This window comes from Modestobacter sp. VKM Ac-2982 (assembly GCF_026967935.1).
Classification (GTDB): Bacteria; Actinomycetota; Actinomycetes; order Mycobacteriales; family Geodermatophilaceae; genus Modestobacter.
Genome location: NZ_JAPVBL010000004.1, coordinates 42,429 through 58,222, shown reverse-complemented (window position 1 = coordinate 58,222; position 15,794 = coordinate 42,429). Strand labels below are relative to the sequence as shown.

Genomic DNA, 15,794 nt, shown 5'->3' with positions numbered 1-15,794 from the left:
GGGCTGACGAGCGGGCGTCAGCCGTGCAGGGCGTCCAGCACCTGCTGGCCGAAGCGCTCCAGCTTGGTCGCGCCGACGCCGCCGATCGTGCCCAGGGCGGCCAGGGTCGCCGGCTCGTCGGTGGCGATCTGCCGCAGCGTCGCGTCGTGGAAGACGACGTAGGCGGGCACCCCCTGCTCCTTGGCGGTGGCGGCCCGCCAGGCCCGCAGCCGCTCGAAGGCACCGGCGGCCGAGGCGGGCAGCTCGGGGACGGCGGCCTTGGCCCCACGGGCCCGGGCCGCCCGCACCGGACGGTCGGGCTCGCGGCGCATCAGCACCTCGCGCTCCCGGCGCAGCACCGGCCCGCTGGCCTCGTTGAGCGCCAACGTCCCGTACTCGCCCTGCACGGCGAGCAGCCCCTGCGCCAGCAGCTGACGGACGACGCCGCGCCACTGGCCCTCGGACAGGTCGGTGCCGATGCCGAAGACGGTCAGCTCGTCGTGCGCGTGCTGGGCCACCTTGTCGGTGCGCTTGCCCAGCAGGATGTCGATCGACTGACCCGCGCCGAAGGACTGCCCGCGCTCCCGCTGCAGCCGGAGCACCGTGGACAGCAGCATCTGCGCCGGGACGGTCGCGTCCCAGGACTCCGGCGGGTTCAGGCAGGTGTCGCAGTTCCCGCAGGGTGAGCTCTCCTGGCCGAAGTGGGCCAGCAGCCGCACCCGCCGGCACTCGACGGTCTCGCAGAGCGCCAGCATCGCGTCGAGCTGGGCGGAGAGCACCCGGCGGTGCGCGGCGTCGCCCTCGGAGGAGTCGATCATCTTGCGCTGCTGCACGACGTCGGCCAGCCCGTAGGCCAGCCATGCGGTGGACGGCAGGCCGTCGCGACCGGCGCGGCCGGTCTCCTGGTAGTAGCCCTCCACCGACTTCGGCAGGTCGAGGTGGGCGACGAAGCGGACGTCGGGCTTGTCGATGCCCATGCCGAACGCGATGGTCGCCACCATCACCAGGCCGTCCTCGCGGAGGAAGCGGGACTGGTGCAGCGCGCGGGTCCGCTGGTCCAGGCCCGCGTGGTACGGCAACGCCGCGATGCCCTGGCCCACCAGGAACTCGGCGGTCTTCTCCACCGAGGCCCGGGACAGGCAGTAGACGATGCCGGCGTCCCCGGGGTGCTCGGTGCGCAGCAGGTCCAGCAGCTGCTTGCGCGGCTCGTTCTTCGGCGCGATCCGGTACTGGATGTTCGGCCGGTCGAACCCGGCGACCACGTGCAGCGCGTCGTCCAGCTGCAGCCGGGTGCTGATCTCGGTGTGCGTGGCCCGGGTGGCCGTCGCCGTGAGGGCGATCCGGGGGACGTCGGGCCAGCGCTCGTGCAGCATCGACAGCGCGAGGTAGTCGGGCCGGAAGTCGTGCCCCCACTGCGCGACGCAATGCGCCTCGTCGATGGCGAACAGCGCGATCCGGCCGCGCTCGAGCAGGCGGGCGGTGGGCGAGGCGCCCCCGCCCAGGGACTCCGGGGCCACGTAGAGCAGGTCGAGCTCCTCGGCGAGGAAGGCCTCCTCGACGGCCCGGCGCTCGCTGCGGTCCTGGCTGGAGTTGAGGAACCCGGCGCGCACCCCGAGGGTGCGCAGCGTGTCGACCTGGTCCTGCATGAGCGCGATCAGCGGCGAGACCACGACCCCGACGCCGTCCCGCAGCAGGGCCGGCACCTGGTAGCACAGCGACTTCCCGCCACCGGTGGGCATGAGCACCAGCGCGTCGCCGCCGGCGACGACGTGGTCGACGACCTCGCGCTGCGGTCCGCGGAAGGCGTCGTAGCCGAACACCCGACCGAGCACCTCGAGGGCCGGGTCCTGGAGCGCGGGGTCCTCGATCACGTCCACGAGGCGAGGGTAGGCGGGTCGGGGCCGGTGGTCTGACATCCGTCACGAGGTGTGGACGACGTCTCACACTGCCGCCGGACCCCCGGTGACCGCCAGGCTCAGGTCATGCCCGAGACCCCCGCCCTCGACGTCCGCGGACTGACCGTCCGGTACGGCGACGTCACCGCCGTCCACGACCTGACCCTGGCCGTCCCCCGGGGGGAGACCGTCGCCCTGCTCGGCGCCAACGGGGCCGGGAAGTCCTCCGTCGTCAACGCCGCCCTCGGCCTGTTCCGCCCGGCCGCCGGCACGGTCCGGCTGCTCGGCCGCGAGCCGACCGCGGCGCTGCAGGCCGGCGGCGTCGGCGCGATGCTGCAGCACGGCGGCCTGCCCAGCGAGGCACGCGTCGGCGAGGTGCTGGCGCTGGTCCGCCGTCGCTACCAGGACCCGTGGCCGCTGGCGGACCTGGCCGCCACGGCCGGCATCGGCGGTGTGCTCGACCGCTCGGTCGACGCGCTGTCCGGCGGTCAGCGCCAGCGGGTGCTCCTCGCCCTCGCCCTGGCCGGTGCCCCTCCGCTGCTGCTGCTGGACGAGCCGACCTCCGCCATGGACGTCGAGGGCCGGCAGGCGTTCTGGGCCACGATGCGCGACCTGGCCGGGCGCGGGCACACCGTCGTCTTCGCCACCCACCACCTCGACGAGGCCGACGCGGTCGCCGACCGGGTCGTCGTCGTCGCCGGTGGGCGGGTCGTCGCCGACGGTTCCGCGGCGGCGATCAAGTCGCGTATCGCCGGGCGCACCGTCCGGTTCCGCTGCCCCGGGCCGCGCGACGGCCTCTCGGGGCTGCCCGGCGTCACCAGCACGGGCGGAGAGGGCGACTGGGTCGAGCTGGCCACCTCCGACGCCGAGGCCACCCTGCGCGCGCTGCTCGCCGGCCACGACGCACTGCCTGACCTCGAGGTGCGCGGCGCCAGCCTCGAACAGGCCTTCCTGCACCTCACGAGCACCGCGGACGGAGCCCTCCGATGACCGACCTGTTCCTCTTCCAGCTCCGCCGGGTGGGGCGCAACAAGCAGTACCTGTTCTTCACGGTGCTGCTGCCGGCGTTGTTCACGATCTTCTTCACCCAGGTGATCGGCGGGCAGGCCCCAGCCGGGGAGTTCCAGGACCTGGCCGGCGCCGTCCTCGTCTCGATGATGGCTTACGGGGCGATCGGTGCGGCGCTCGGCGCGACGATCCGGATGGCCTTCGACCGCTCCTCCGGCTGGCTGCGTCAGCTGCGCGTGACCCCGGTGCCCGCCGGGTCGGTCTTCGCCGTCGACGTCCTGGTCGGGGCGCTGCTGGTGCTGCCCAGCCTGGTCGTCGTCGCGCTGGTCGGGCGGTTCGTCAACGGGGTCGAGTTCGGCCTGGGCACCTGGGTGGCGCTGGTCGGGTCGCTGTGGGCGGGGTCGGTGGTCTTCGTGGCCCTCGGTGTGGCGGTGGGGCTGGCGCTGGACGCCCAGGCCGCGGGTGCGGCGATCGGGATCCTCGGCACGGTGCTGGCCGCCCTGGGCGGCCTGTGGTTCCCGGTGGAGATGTTCCCGGACGGGATGGTCCCGCTGGCCCACGCCCTGCCGTCCTACTGGTTCGCCGAGCTGGGCCGGGACGTGGCGGCCGGCACGTTCACCGGCGCGCCGGTGCTCGTGCTGGCCGGCTACGGCGCCGTGTTCGCCGCCGCCGCACTGGTGGTCGCCCGGCGGCGCCCCCTGCACGCGGTGGCGGGCTGACCCGTGACCGGGCGGCCGAGCGCTAGCGTCCGTCTCGTGGACCGGTCGAACTGGTGGGGTCAGGCGATCTGGGCGGTGCCCTGGCTGCTGTTCCAGTTCTTCCCGATCGCCGACCTGGTCACCACCGACCGCCCGACGGCGGCGCGCTGGGTCGGCGCGATCGGGCTGCTCGTCTTCACCGTGGTCTACCTGCGGGTGATGGGCCAGCTCGGCCGGCCACGGGCGCTGCGGCCGGAGTTCGCGGCGACCGCGGTGCTGGCCGTCGCGCTGGCGGTCGGGTTCGGGCCGGGCTGGGCCGGGCTGATGATCTACGTGGCCGCGGCCGCCGCGGCCACGCTGCCCGGGCGCTGGGTGTGGCCGGCCGTCATCGGCGCGGCGCTGGTGTGCCTGGCGGTGCCCCTGGCCTCGGGGGACCCCGGCCTGCTGTTCCTGTCGCCCATCTGCCTGCTCACCGCCTTCGGGATCCGGGGCACCAGCTACCTGATCACCGTGAACCGGGAGCTGCAGGAGGCCCGCGAGGAGCTGGCCCGCAACGCCGTCACCGAGGAGCGGCTGCGCTTCGCCCGCGACCTGCACGACCTGCTCGGCCACTCGCTGTCGCTGATCGCGCTCAAGAGCGAGCTCGCCCGCCGGCTGGCCGAGGCCGACCCGGCCCGCGCCCGACAGGAGATGGCCGACGTCGAGGCGGCGGCCCGCCGGGCGCTGGCCGAGGTGCGGGACGCGGTCAGCGGCTACCGGCAGGTGACCTGCGCCCAGGCGCTCGCCGAGGCGCGCTCCGCGCTGACCGGGGCCGGCATCGACGTCCGGCTGCCCGACCGGGTGCCGGCGCTGCCGGGCACGGTCGACGCCGCGCTCGGCTGGGTGGTGCGCGAGGCGACGACCAACGTGCTGCGGCACAGCCGGGCCGGCACGGTGACGATCGGCCTGGCCGAGGACGGGGTGCGAGCGGTGCTGACGGTGACCGACGACGGTCGTGGCGCGGAGGACCCGGTCACCGTGCTGGGGACCTCTCCGGGGTCGGGCCTGGCCGGGCTGCGCGAGCGGGTCGGTGCGCTGGGCGGTGAGCTCGCCGCGGGCCCGGTGGACGGCGGTGGGTACCGACTGCAGGCCACGGTGCCGCTGCTCCCGGTGTCGGCGAGCACGGTGTCGGTGAGCACGGTGTCGGTGAGCGCGTGACGATCCGGGTGCTGCTGGCCGAGGACCAGGCGCTGGTGCGGGGTGCGCTGCGGGCGTTGCTGGACCTCGAGGAGGACATCGAGGTGGTGGCCGAGGTCGGCCGCGGTGACGAGGTGCTCGAGGCCGCCCGCGCCTGCCGCCCGGACGTCGCGCTGCTGGACATCGAGATGCCGGGGCAGGACGGGATCGAGGCGGCCCGGGAGCTGGCCGCCGCGCTGCCGGAGGTGCGCGCCGTCGTCCTCACCACGTTCGGCCGGCCCGGGTTCCTGCGCCGGGCGATGGAGGTCGGCGCCGCCGGCTTCCTGGTCAAGGACTCGCCGGTGGCCGAGCTGGCCCGGGGCATCCGGGCGGTGATGGCGGGGGAGCGGGTGATCGACCGGGACCTGGCCGCCGCGGCGCTGGCGATCGGCGCGACGCCGCTGTCCGGCCGCGAGGCCGACGTGCTGCGGGCGGCGGCGGACGGGGCGACGGTCGCCGACATCGCCGGGCGGCTGTTCCTGTCCGAGGGGACGGTGCGGAACTACCTGTCCTCGGCGATCGGCAAGACCGGGGCGCGCACCCGGGTGGAGGCGGCGCGGGTCGCGGAGGAGAAGGGCTGGCTCTGAACCGTCAGCGCGCCCGGCCGGCGTCGGCCGGGCTGGCGTCTGCGGAGCTGCTCTCGGCCGGGGTCTGAGCCGGCATCAGCGAGTCGAGGTCGAGCACCCGGACGTGGATGACGTTGCGCTGCTGCAGGGCTGCGCGCAGGGCGCGGTGCAGGCCGTCCTCCAGGTACGTCTCGCCCTGCCACTGCACCGCGTGCGGGAACAGGTCGCCGTAGAAGGTCGAGTCGTCGGCCAGCAGGGTGTCCAGGGCCAGCTCGCGCTTGGTGGTGACGAGGGTGTCCATCCGGATCTGCCGGGGCGGGATCATCGCCCAGTCGCGGGTGGAGAAGCCGTGGTCGGGGTAGGGGCGTCCATCACGCACCGCCTTGAAGATCAGGGCTGAGCCTCCCGCTCCCCGGCCCCCCGGTGGGGTCCGTCGACCGGGCTCACACTAGTGGCGTCCCGAGGCCGTCGCCGACGCTCCGCCGCCGGGATCGATCCCATCCGGCAGTGCGGCACCGCGAGCCGGAGGACGCCCTGGCCGGCCGGTCGTATGCTGGCACTCGGTCCACGCGAGTGCCAGGCACCTGCCCGGGCAGCCACCGCGGACCACGTCGATCCGGTACGGGAGGTGTCAGCCGTGGCGCACGACGACCGGCGCCTGCGGGTGCTGCGGGCCATCGTCCAGGACTACGTCTCCACCAACGACCCGGTGGGGAGCAAGGCCCTGGCCGCCCGCTACGACCTCGGGGTGAGCCCAGCCACCATCCGCAACGACATGGCGGTGCTGGAGGAGGAGGGCTACATCACCCAGCCGCACACCAGTGCCGGCCGGGTGCCCACCGACAAGGGCTACCGCTTCTTCGTCGACCGGCTCAGCGCGATCAAGCCGCTGTCGGCCGCCGAGCGCAAGGCGATCGAGAAGTTCCTCGACGGCGCCGTCGACCTGCACGACGTGCTCGGCCGCAGCGTCCGGCTGCTGGCCCAGCTGACCCGCCAGGTCGCCGTCGTCCAGTACCCCACGCTGGCGCGCAGCGCCGTCCGGCACCTGGAGCTGGTGCCGCTGTCGACGTCCCGGCTGCTGATGGTGCTGATCACCGACACCGGCCGGGTCGAGCAGCGCGTGGTGGAGGTGCCCGTCGACACCGAGGCCGAGACGGTCGCCGAGCTGCGCACGCTGCTCAACACCGCCTTCACCGGCGCCAAGCTCGGGGAGGCCAGCGACAAGGTCGGTGACCTGGTCGACAACTCCGCCCCGCACCTCCGCCCGCTCGTCGCCGCGGTGAGCGCCACCATGCTGGAGACCCTGGTCGAGCCCTCTGAGGACCGGCTGGTCATCGGCGGGACGGCGAACCTCGCGCAGGGCAGCGCACTGGACTTCCCCGGCACCTTCCGGCCGTTGCTGGAGGCGCTGGAAGAACAGGTGGTCGTCCTGCGGTTGATGGCCGAGGTGGGGCCCAGCACGGTGACCGTGAGCATCGGTGAGGAGAACGAGCACGAGGCGCTGACCGCCGCGTCGTTCGTCTCCGTGGGCTACGGGTCCGGCGACCAGGCGCTCGGTGGCCTGGGTGTCGTCGGCCCCACCCGGATGGACTACGCAGGGAACATCGCCGCGGTACGAGCCGTGGCCCGCTACGTCGGCCACTTGCTGGCCGAGAGCTGAGGACTGAGAACGCTTCATGGCAACCGACTACTACGGCGTGCTGGGCCTTGCCCGCGGGGCCAGTGACACCGAGATCAAGCGCGCCTACCGCAAGATGGCGCGCGACCTGCACCCCGACGTCAACCCCGACCCGGGCGCGAAGGAGAGGTTCGGCGAGGTCAGCCGGGCCTACGAGGCGCTGACCGACCCGGAGAAGCGTCGGATCATCGACCTCGGCGGTGACCCCTACGAGACCGGTGGTGGCCGCGGTGGCAGCCCGTTCGGCAACGCCGCCGGCTTCGGCGGCCTCGGCGACATCATGGACGCCTTCTTCGGCGGGGCCGGCGGACGCGGGCCGCGTGGCCGCACCCGGGAGGGCGAGGACGCGCTGATCCGGGTCGACCTGGACCTGGACGAGACGGTGTTCGGCACGACGACGGAGGTCACCGTCGACACCGCCGTGCTCTGCGACGTCTGCACCGGTGCCGGCACCGCGCCCGGCACCCACCCGGAGACCTGTTCCACCTGCAACGGCCGCGGCGAGGTGCAGAGCGTGCAGCGCTCCTTCCTCGGTCAGGTCATCGCCAGCCGCCCGTGCCCCACCTGCCAGGCCACCGGCCAGGTCATCCCCAACCCGTGCCCGAAGTGCGCCGGTGACGGCCGGGTGCGCTCCCGCCGCACCATCCCGGTGAAGGTCCCGGCCGGCGTCGAGGACGGCATGCGGATCCGGCTGGCCGGCTACGGCGAGGTCGGCCCCGGGGGCGGCCCGGCCGGTGACCTCTACGTCGAGGTCCGCGAGCGCCCGCACGACGTCTTCACCCGCGACGGCGAGGACCTGCACTGCCGGGTCACGCTGCCGATGACCGCGGCGGCGCTGGGCACCACGCTGAAGCTGGAGACCCTCGACGGCATCGAGGACCTCACGATCAAGGCCGGCACCCAGTCCGGCAGCGTGCTCACCCTGCGCGCCCACGGCGCCCCGCGACTGCGCGGCACCGGCCGGGGCAACCTGCTCGTGCACCTGGACGTGCAGACGCCCACCCGGCTCGACGGCCGCCAGTCCGAGCTGCTCCGCGAGCTGGCCGGGCTGCGCGGTGAGGACCTCACCGACGGCAACAGCGCGAACCACGGTGGGCTCTTCACCCGGGTGCGCGACGCGTTCAACGGCCGATGAGCCAGGCCCCGGACGCGCTCTCCGCCGACGGTGCCCCGCTCTTCCTGCTCGACGCGGTGCCGCCCGGCGACGTCCTGACCGTGGACGGCGCCGAGGGCCGGCACGCCGTCGACGTGCTGCGGCTCGGGGCCGGTGAGCGGGTCCGGGTGAGCGACGGGCAGGGACTGCTGGTCGAGGGCTCCGTGCTCGCGGCCGAGGGGTCGGCGCTGCGCGTCCAGGTGCTCGCCCGGCACGAGGTCCCCGCGCCGCAGCCGGAGTTCGTGCTGGTGCAGGCGCTGCCCAAGGGGGACCGCGGCCCGCTCGCCGTCGACCTGGCCACCGAGCTGGGCGTCGACCGGATCGTGCCGTGGACGGCGGCCCGCTGCGTCACCCGGTGGCGGGAGGACCGGGTCGACAAGGGCCTGGCCAAGTGGCGCTCGGCCGCCCGGGCCGCGACCAAGCAGGCCCGCCGTCCGCGGGTGCCCGAGGTGACCGAGCCGATGAGCACCCGGCAGGTCTGCGGGATGCTCGCCGAGGTCGACCTGGCGCTGGTGCTGCACGAGCAGGCCCGCCAGCCGTTCGCGCAGGTCGAGGTGCCGACGACCGGGACGATCGCCGTCATCGTCGGCCCCGAGGGCGGGCTCACCGACGGCGAGGTGGTCGCCTTCCGGGCGGCCGGCGCCCACTCCGTCCGCCTGGGTGCGGAGGTGCTCCGGACGTCGACCGCCGGCGCCGCCGCCCTCGCCGCGCTGAGCGTCCGCACCCGCTGGGCCTGACGCTCGACTGAGCAGTCGTGGTCGCCGACACGGCCGGACACGCCGGGGACGGCGACCACGACTGCACACTCGGCCGACGGCGGCCTCAGCGCAGGGCGGCCCGCGCGCGGGCGCTGACCAGGTCGACCGCGGCGGTCAGCAGCACCAGCGCCACCAGCACGGTGGTCACGGCGCCCCAGTCGAAGGCGGCCACCGCCGACGCCAGCAGCGCACCGAGCCCGCCGGCCCCCAGCAGCCCGACCAGCACGGTGTCCCGGATCGCCACCTCCCACCGGTACAGCGCGAACGCCAGCACTGGCCCGGTCGCCGCCGGGAGCACCCCGTACAGCCACCCCGCCACCGGCCCGGCACCCAGCGCGGTCAGCGCCGCCCGGGGCCGCGGGTCCAGCTCCTCGGTCGCCTCCGCGGCCAGCCGCCCCAGCACGCCGAGGGTGTAGACCCCCAGCGCCAGCGCGCCGGGCAGGATCCCCGGCAGCAGCACGAACAGCAGCACCAGCGCCCACACCGGCGGCGGCACCGCCCGCAGCAGCAGCAGGGCGAGCCGGACGACGGTCCCGGCCAGTCGACGTCCGGCGGACGCCCGGGCCGGACGAGCCGCCAGCCCGGCCAGCACCACCGCCCCGGCGGTGGCGACGGCGATCGCGATCACCGACATCTGCACCGTGTCGACCGCGGCCGCCGCGACCGCGGAGAGCAGCGACCCGTCGACGTCCGGGGGCCAGGCGGCCGCGAGCACGTAGCGGAGCTGTTCGCCGGTGCGGTCGGCGACCAGGGTGGCCGGGGAGATCGCCAGGTACCACCAGGACCAGACGACCGCAGCCAGCGTGCCCAGCACCGCGGTGGTCAGCGCCGGGTCCCGGCGCAGCCGGTCTCCGGACGAGCGCGGTGCGGCCACCCGCCGGCGCACCGCGCGGCCGCCGACGTCGGCGAGCAGGCACAGCAGCGCCAAGGCGTACACGCAGGACCACACCTGCTCCCAGCGCAGCGAGCTGAACGACAGCAGCAGCTGGTAGCCCAGCCCCCCGGCGCCGATCAGCCCGAGCACCACGGCCGAGCGCACCGCGCACTCCAGCCGGTAGAAGGAGTACGACAGCAGCCCGCCGGACGCCGGGGGCAGCAGCCCGTACAGCGCGGCCGGCACCCGCCCCACCCCGCCGGCCAGCAGTGCGGAGTGGCCGCCGCGCGGCACCTCGTCGAGCAGGTCGGCGAAGACCTTCGCGGTCACCGCGCCGTAGGGGACGCCGATCGCCAGCACACCCACCCAGGGGTCCAGCCCGAGCAGGTTGACCAGCAGCAGCCCCCACACCGCCTCGTGCAGCCCCCGGGGGACGGCGAGGGCCCCGCGGGACAGCGTCCACCCCAGCCGGCGTCGTCCCCAGGTGGTGCGGGCGACCGCCACCGCGCCGACCGCGCCCAGCAGCACGGCCAGGGCCGCCCCGAGCGCGGCGTAGGCGACGGTGACCAGCACCGAGTCGGCCAGCACGCGCAGGAACGCACCGTCCAGGGCGGGGGAGAGGGCGGCGGAGGCGAACCGGCCGAACTGCCCGGTGCCGGCCGGGTTGACGACGTCGCCGGTGAACGCCCCGGCCCCGGCCAGCGACCAGCCGAGGACGGCGAGCGCACCCAGCCCCCACGCCCAGCGGGTCCGCACCCGCTGCAGCCGTGGCGGCGCCTGCGGCCGGTCCAGGACGGCCGTCACCGCGGGGCGCCGTAGAAGTCCGCGAGGTCCCCGACGGTCAGCGCGGCCGCGGGTGCGTCGAGCACCACCCGGCCCTCGACCAGGCCGACCACCCGGGTGCAGTGCCGCAGCGCCAGCGCCGGGTCGTGCAGCGAGGCGACCAGCGCGCCACCCCGGTCGGCGGCCAGCCCGGCGAGCAGGGTGAGGGCGCGCTCGGCCAGCACCGGGTCCAGCGCCGACGCCGGCTCGTCGGCGAGCACCAGCTCCGGCTGCTGCACCAGCAACCGGGCGAGCGCGACCCGTTGCCGCTGGCCGCCGGAGAGCCGCTCGGTGCGCTCGAACACCCGGTCGGCCAGCCCGACCTGCTCCAGCGCGGCGAGCACCTCGGCCACCCCCTGCGGGCGCACCAGCGACCACGCCGCCCGCCAGGCCGGCCAGCTGGACAGCCGCCCGGCGTTGACGTTGTGCACCACCCGCAGCTGACCGACCAGCTCCAGGTGCTGGTGCACGGTGCCGACCCGCGCGCGCAGCTCCCGCTGGGCCCGGCCCCGCAGCGCCGTGGGGTCCGCCCCGAACACCTGGACCGAGCCGGCGGTGGGCGGCACCGAGCCGTTGACCAGCCCGAGCAGCGTCGACTTGCCCGCCCCCGAGGGGCCGACCAGGGCCACCCGCTGGCCGGCGTCGACGGTGAGGTCGACGTCGGCCAGGGCGCGGGTGGTGCCGTAGCGGACCTCGACGCCGTCCAGCCGGAGGACGGCGCTCAGCTGATCAGCCCCAGGTCGCGGCCGACCGCCTCGATCTGGTCGTAGTTCGCCGCCTCGGTCGGGATGAACGCCCCGGCGCCGAACAGCTCCAGCACCTCGTCCCCGGCGGGCAGGCCGGTGAAGTACTCGAGCAGCCGTTCGGGCAGGTCCGCACCCAGCCGCTCGACCGCCTGCGGGCCGAGCAGCCAGTGGTAGTCGTGGTACTCCGGCGTGCGGGCGTACTGGACCACCGCGGCGGGGTCGACCGTGCCGTCCTCGACGCGGGACCGCCAGACCTGCTCGTTGAGCACGCCGGCCTGGTAGCTGCCGGAGGAGACCAGCGAGATCGTCGCGTCGTGGGAGCCGGAGAACCCGGGCCCGCCGGGGAAGCCCTGCGGGTCCACGCCCTGCTCGGACAGGAAGTACGCGGGCATCAGCCGGCCGGACGTCGACGTCTCGCTGCCGTAGGTGAAGCGCAGGCCGGCCAGCGGGGTGAGGTCGTCGGCCGGGGCGAGCCCGGTGGCGGGGTCGACGATGAAGACCGAGTGGAACGACTCGTCGATGTCGCGCTGGGCGATCGGTTCGGCGCCGGGGGTCTGCAACCGGGCCTGGACGCCGGTGAGCCCGCCGAACCAGACCAGGTCGAGGTCGCCGGTGCGGAAGAGGGAGACGGCGGCGCCGTAGTCGGTGACCGGCTGGTAGCTGACGTCGAGGTCCAGCGCCTCCGACATCGAGTCGGCGAGCGTGCCGTACAGCCGCTGCAGGACCTCAGGGTCCTGGTCGGGGATCGCGCCGATGGTCAGCGAGCCCCGCGAGCCGGACGACGGGCCGGCCGAGCCCCCGGACGACGACACGGGGGAGGTGCGGCCACAGGCGGCGAGCACGGTCGCGGCGGCGGTGGCCGCGGTGCCGGCGAGGAAGCCGCGCCTGCTCAGTGCGTGTTCTCCGAAGCCACCCGACCGGACGGCGCGACGGCTGCTCACTACGTCCTCGGATGGGGCTGGGGTGCGGACACGGGAGACCTCCAGGAGCGTGGGTGACGGTGGACCGGCCCATCGTCACCCACGCCGTCCCGCACGGCGGCACCGACCACCACAATGGCCATTCTGGTGGTCGGGACGGAGATCGCCCGGGCGTCAGGACAGCTCGACGATGCTGCGGGTGACCGCCGCCTGCTCGGTGAGCACCCCCCCGATCAGGTGCTGGGTCTCGTTGATCCGCTCCACGATGTCCCGGATCGAGGCGAGCGCGCCCACCACGTCCTGCACGTCGCCCTGGATGGCTGCGACCCGGCTGCTGACGTCCTCGGTCGCCTGGGCGGTCTCCCGGGCCAGCTCCTTCACCTCACCGGCGACCACGGCGAACCCCTTGCCCGCCTCCCCGGCCCGCGCGGCCTCGATCGTGGCGTTCAGCGCCAGCAGGTTGGTCTGCTCGGCGATCCCGGTGATCACCTTCACCACCTTGTCGATCTCCGCGCTGGAGCGCCCCAGCCCCGCCACGAACCCGGTGGCCTCGCCGACGACGCGCTGCCCCTCCCCGGCCACCTTGGTGGCCTCGGCGACGTTGCGCTCCACCTCGTCGATCGAGGCGACCATCTCCCGGCCGGCGTCGGCGATGCGCTGGGTGGCCGCCAGCCGCTCCAGGGTCTGGGAGATCAGGAAGGCGGTGTTGCGCAGGGCGTCGCGCCGGCTGTCGGCGAGGATCAGCGTCCGCTTGGCGAAGAAGTCCATCGTGCCGACGATCCGGCCGCCGACGGTGATCGGCAGGCACACCCCGGAGCGGACGCCGGCGTTGCGCGCGGCCGGGGCGCGCACGCAGTCGTGCACCTGGCCGAGGTCCTCGACGAACACGAGCTCGCCGGCGGCCCAGGTGCGGCCGGCGACGCCGACGCCCTTGGCGAACCCCGACTCCAGCGTGATCCGCCGGAACTCCGCCCCCAGGTCGCCGGACTCCTGGGCGAACCGCAGGTCGTTCGTCGAGGCGTCCAGCGCCCAGTAGGAGCCGTAGTGCCAGTCGAACTCGCGCCGGATCGTGTCCAGCGCGATGGACAGCGTCTCCTCCTGGGTGCGTGCCCGGGCGAGCCCGCGGAGCAGGCCGTTGATCGCTGCGACGTCGCCGGCGGCACGCTTCTGGTCGGCGGCCTCGGCCACCCGGCCGAAGGCCTGGGAGACCAGCAGCCCCACCGCCCGCAGCGCGTCGAGCCGCTCGGCCGACGGAGCCAGGGTCGCCATGGTGAAGAAGTCCATCGTCCCGACGACCCGGCCCTGCTGGATGATCGGGAAGCACACGCCGCTCTTCACCCCGACCCGTTGGGCCACCGGGGCGCGCACGCAGTCGGTCATCTCGCCGAGGTCGGCGACGAAGAACAGGTCACGGGTCTTCCAGGCCCGCCCGGAGAGCCCGACGCCCTCGGCGAAGGAGGCGCTCCGGGTCACCGCGCGGAACTCGGGTCCGGCGTCACCGGACTCCACGGTGAAGTGCAGCTCGCCGTCCTCCGGCGCGACCATCCAGTAGGAGCCGTACGCCCAACCGAAGCTGTCCCGGACGGTGTCGAGCGCGACCCGGGCCACCTCCTCGCAGGTCGTGGCCCGGTCCAGGGCGGTCAGCACCCGCGTCACCGCGGTCACGTCGGAACGGGCCTCGACGAGCTCGGCTCCGTGGTCGGGGACGGTGCGACGGGACGCGACGATGCGCATGGCTCTCTCCACGGTCGAGGTGGGCCGTGTCCTCGACGTCCCGGTGACGTGGTCGGCAGGCGGACCGCGGACTCCAGCCGAGCCATCCGGTCGTGCGCAACAGGACGTACTCCCTCGTTCCGCATCCTGCGCGGGGCCTAGGGTCGGGCGGGTGAGCGAGCCGACGAACGACTGCCTGTTCTGCCGGATGGTGGCCGGGGAGATCCGGCCGGACGTCGTCCGGGAGACCGACCGCACGCTGGCCTTCCGGGACATCGACCCCCAGGCGCCCACCCACGTGCTGGTCGTCCCGAAGGAGCACCACGCCACCCTCGGTGCGCTGGCCGGAGCGGACCCCGGGCTCACCGCCGAGCTGGTCGCCGCCGCCCACGCCGTGGCGGTCCAGGAGGGCCTGGTGACGGCGGAAGCGCCCGAGCCCGGCTACCGGGTGGTGGCCAACACCGGCCCGCAGGCGGGGCAGAGCGTCCACCACGTGCACCTGCACGTGCTCGGCGGCCGCGGTCTGGGCTGGCCCCCCGGCTGAGCCCGGCGGCCCGAGCGGGGTGTCGACGCTGCCTGCGCGGGTACGCTGGGCCGGGTCACAACCCCCGTCGCAGGAAGGCAGGGTCGAGCGTTCTTGCCCGACACCTCACCAGACGCCGTACCGGAGACCATCGCGTCCTCCCGTGAGCTCTCCGCGCGCGCCGCGGCAGCCGGCGTCCCGGAACCGGCCGTACCGGCCGAGGTCCGCACCTCCATCACCGTCCCCGACAGCGTCTCCATGGTGGCCCTCCTGGGGTCCGGGGACGAGCTCCTCCGCCTGGTCGAGACCGAGCTCGCCGCCGACGTGCACGTGCGCGGCAACGAGATCGCGATCACCGGGCAGCCGGCCGACAACGCCTTCGCCGTCCGGGTCTTCGACGAGCTGATCGCCCTGCTGGCGACCGGCCAGGCGCTGCGTCCGGACTCGGTCCGCCGCGTCGTCGGCATGCTCCGGGCCGGCGGCTCCGAGCGCCCCGCGGACGTGCTGAGCCTGGACATCATCAGCCGTCGGGGCCGCACCATCCGGCCGAAGACGCTGAACCAGAAGCGGTACGTCGACGCCATCGACCACCACAGCGTCATCTTCGGCATCGGCCCGGCCGGCACCGGCAAGACGTACCTGGCGATGGCCAAGGCCGTGCAGGCGCTGACCACCAAGCAGGTCAACCGGATCATCCTGACCCGCCCCGCGGTCGAGGCCGGTGAGCGGCTGGGCTACCTGCCGGGTTCGCTGTCGGAGAAGATCGACCCCTACCTGCGGCCGCTGTACGACGCGCTGCACGACATGGTCGACCCGGAGTCGATCCCGCGGCTGATGCAGGCCGGCACCATCGAGGTCGCCCCCCTGGCCTACATGCGCGGCCGCACGCTCAACGACGCGTTCGTCATCCTCGACGAGGCGCAGAACACCACGGCCGAGCAGATGAAGATGTTCCTCACCCGGCTGGGGTTCGGCTCGAAGATGGTCGTCACCGGCGACGTCACCCAGGTCGACCTGCCCGGGGGTGCGCAGAGCGGCCTGCGGATCGTGCGCGAGATCCTCGACGGCATCGACGACGTCCACTTCTCCACGCTGACCAGCTCCGACGTCGTCCGGCACCGGCTGGTCGGCGACATCGTGGACGCCTACGAGCGCTGGGACGCCACCCGGCAGACCCCGGCGCAGGCGACCGGCACGCGCCCGGCCCGGCCCGGCCGCGCCCAGCCCCGGCAGCAGGGGAGCTGAG

General features: G+C 74.7%; 15 protein-coding genes. 9 read left to right on the top strand and 6 right to left on the bottom strand.

The features are described 5' to 3' along the window. Positions 1–17: 17 nt before the first annotated feature. Positions 18–1,856, bottom strand: a complete 1,839-nt coding sequence (gene recQ / locus O2W20_RS14745) for a DNA helicase RecQ (RefSeq protein WP_269171424.1) — start codon at positions 1,854–1,856, stop codon at positions 18–20. Positions 1,857–1,961: 105 nt separating this feature from the next. Between recQ and O2W20_RS14740 the strand changes: the two genes are divergently transcribed. From O2W20_RS14740 to O2W20_RS14725, 4 genes are read left to right on the top strand one after another with little or no spacing between them, the layout of a single operon-like run. Continuing rightward, the gene (locus O2W20_RS14740) at positions 1,962–2,864 is read left to right on the top strand and encodes an ATP-binding cassette domain-containing protein (RefSeq protein ID WP_269171425.1); all 903 of its coding nucleotides are present in this window, start codon (positions 1,962–1,964) and stop codon (positions 2,862–2,864) included. Beyond that, the gene (locus O2W20_RS14735) at positions 2,861–3,601 is read left to right on the top strand and encodes an ABC transporter permease (RefSeq protein ID WP_269171426.1); all 741 of its coding nucleotides are present in this window, start codon (positions 2,861–2,863) and stop codon (positions 3,599–3,601) included. The genes O2W20_RS14740 and O2W20_RS14735 overlap by 4 nt, the downstream gene beginning before the upstream one ends. 36 nt (positions 3,602–3,637) lie before the next feature. Further along, positions 3,638–4,777, top strand: a complete 1,140-nt coding sequence (locus O2W20_RS14730) for a sensor histidine kinase (RefSeq protein WP_269171427.1) — start codon at positions 3,638–3,640, stop codon at positions 4,775–4,777. Continuing rightward, entirely contained in the window at positions 4,774–5,382 is a 609-nt protein-coding gene (locus O2W20_RS14725; RefSeq protein ID WP_269171428.1) for a response regulator transcription factor, read from the top strand. Before O2W20_RS14730 ends, O2W20_RS14725 begins: the two co-directional genes overlap by 4 nt. Before the next feature lie 4 nt (positions 5,383–5,386). On the opposite strand, the gene O2W20_RS14720 is transcribed toward O2W20_RS14725, so the two are convergent. Then, positions 5,387–5,752 carry a type II toxin-antitoxin system VapB family antitoxin gene (locus tag O2W20_RS14720; RefSeq protein WP_442929196.1) on the bottom strand — a complete coding sequence of 122 codons (366 nt, stop codon included), beginning with the start codon at positions 5,750–5,752 and terminating at the stop codon, positions 5,387–5,389. A gap of 246 nt (positions 5,753–5,998) precedes the next feature. Between O2W20_RS14720 and hrcA the strand changes: the two genes are divergently transcribed. Genes hrcA through O2W20_RS14705 form a run of 3 tightly spaced genes read left to right on the top strand, consistent with a single transcriptional unit; the run spans position 5,999 to position 8,929 of the window. After that, entirely contained in the window at positions 5,999–7,021 is a 1,023-nt protein-coding gene (gene hrcA, locus O2W20_RS14715; protein WP_269171429.1) for a heat-inducible transcriptional repressor HrcA, read from the top strand. A 16-nt stretch (positions 7,022–7,037) separates the two neighbouring features. Beyond that, positions 7,038–8,174, top strand: coding sequence for a molecular chaperone DnaJ (dnaJ, locus tag O2W20_RS14710; RefSeq protein WP_269171431.1), 1,137 nt, complete (start codon positions 7,038–7,040; stop codon positions 8,172–8,174). Then, positions 8,171–8,929 carry a 16S rRNA (uracil(1498)-N(3))-methyltransferase gene (locus tag O2W20_RS14705; protein WP_269171432.1) on the top strand — a complete coding sequence of 253 codons (759 nt, stop codon included), beginning with the start codon at positions 8,171–8,173 and terminating at the stop codon, positions 8,927–8,929. Before dnaJ ends, O2W20_RS14705 begins: the two co-directional genes overlap by 4 nt. A gap of 85 nt (positions 8,930–9,014) precedes the next feature. On the opposite strand, the gene O2W20_RS14700 is transcribed toward O2W20_RS14705, so the two are convergent. The 4 genes from O2W20_RS14700 to O2W20_RS14685 all read right to left on the bottom strand — a co-directional run bounded on the left by O2W20_RS14700 (position 9,015) and on the right by O2W20_RS14685 (position 14,046). Next, positions 9,015–10,628 carry a PhnE/PtxC family ABC transporter permease gene (locus tag O2W20_RS14700; RefSeq protein ID WP_269171433.1) on the bottom strand — a complete coding sequence of 538 codons (1,614 nt, stop codon included), beginning with the start codon at positions 10,626–10,628 and terminating at the stop codon, positions 9,015–9,017. Beyond that, a complete protein-coding gene (locus O2W20_RS14695) occupies positions 10,625–11,314 on the bottom strand; it encodes a phosphonate ABC transporter ATP-binding protein (RefSeq protein ID WP_269185519.1) in 690 nt (229 codons plus the stop codon). The genes O2W20_RS14700 and O2W20_RS14695 overlap by 4 nt, the downstream gene beginning before the upstream one ends. Before the next feature lie 53 nt (positions 11,315–11,367). Further along, complete coding sequence (locus tag O2W20_RS14690; RefSeq protein ID WP_269171434.1) at positions 11,368–12,333, bottom strand: putative selenate ABC transporter substrate-binding protein; 966 nt, start codon at positions 12,331–12,333, stop codon at positions 11,368–11,370. Between the two features lie 153 nt (positions 12,334–12,486). Further along, a complete protein-coding gene (locus O2W20_RS14685) occupies positions 12,487–14,046 on the bottom strand; it encodes a GAF domain-containing protein (protein ID WP_269171435.1) in 1,560 nt (519 codons plus the stop codon). Positions 14,047–14,197: 151 nt separating this feature from the next. Between O2W20_RS14685 and O2W20_RS14680 the strand changes: the two genes are divergently transcribed. Together O2W20_RS14680 and O2W20_RS14675 are read left to right on the top strand one after the other, a co-directional pair. Next, positions 14,198–14,569, top strand: a complete 372-nt coding sequence (locus tag O2W20_RS14680) for an HIT domain-containing protein (RefSeq protein ID WP_269171436.1) — start codon at positions 14,198–14,200, stop codon at positions 14,567–14,569. Positions 14,570–14,662: 93 nt separating this feature from the next. Further along, entirely contained in the window at positions 14,663–15,793 is a 1,131-nt protein-coding gene (locus tag O2W20_RS14675; RefSeq protein ID WP_269171437.1) for a PhoH family protein, read from the top strand. The last annotated feature ends 1 nt before the right edge of the window (position 15,794 follow it).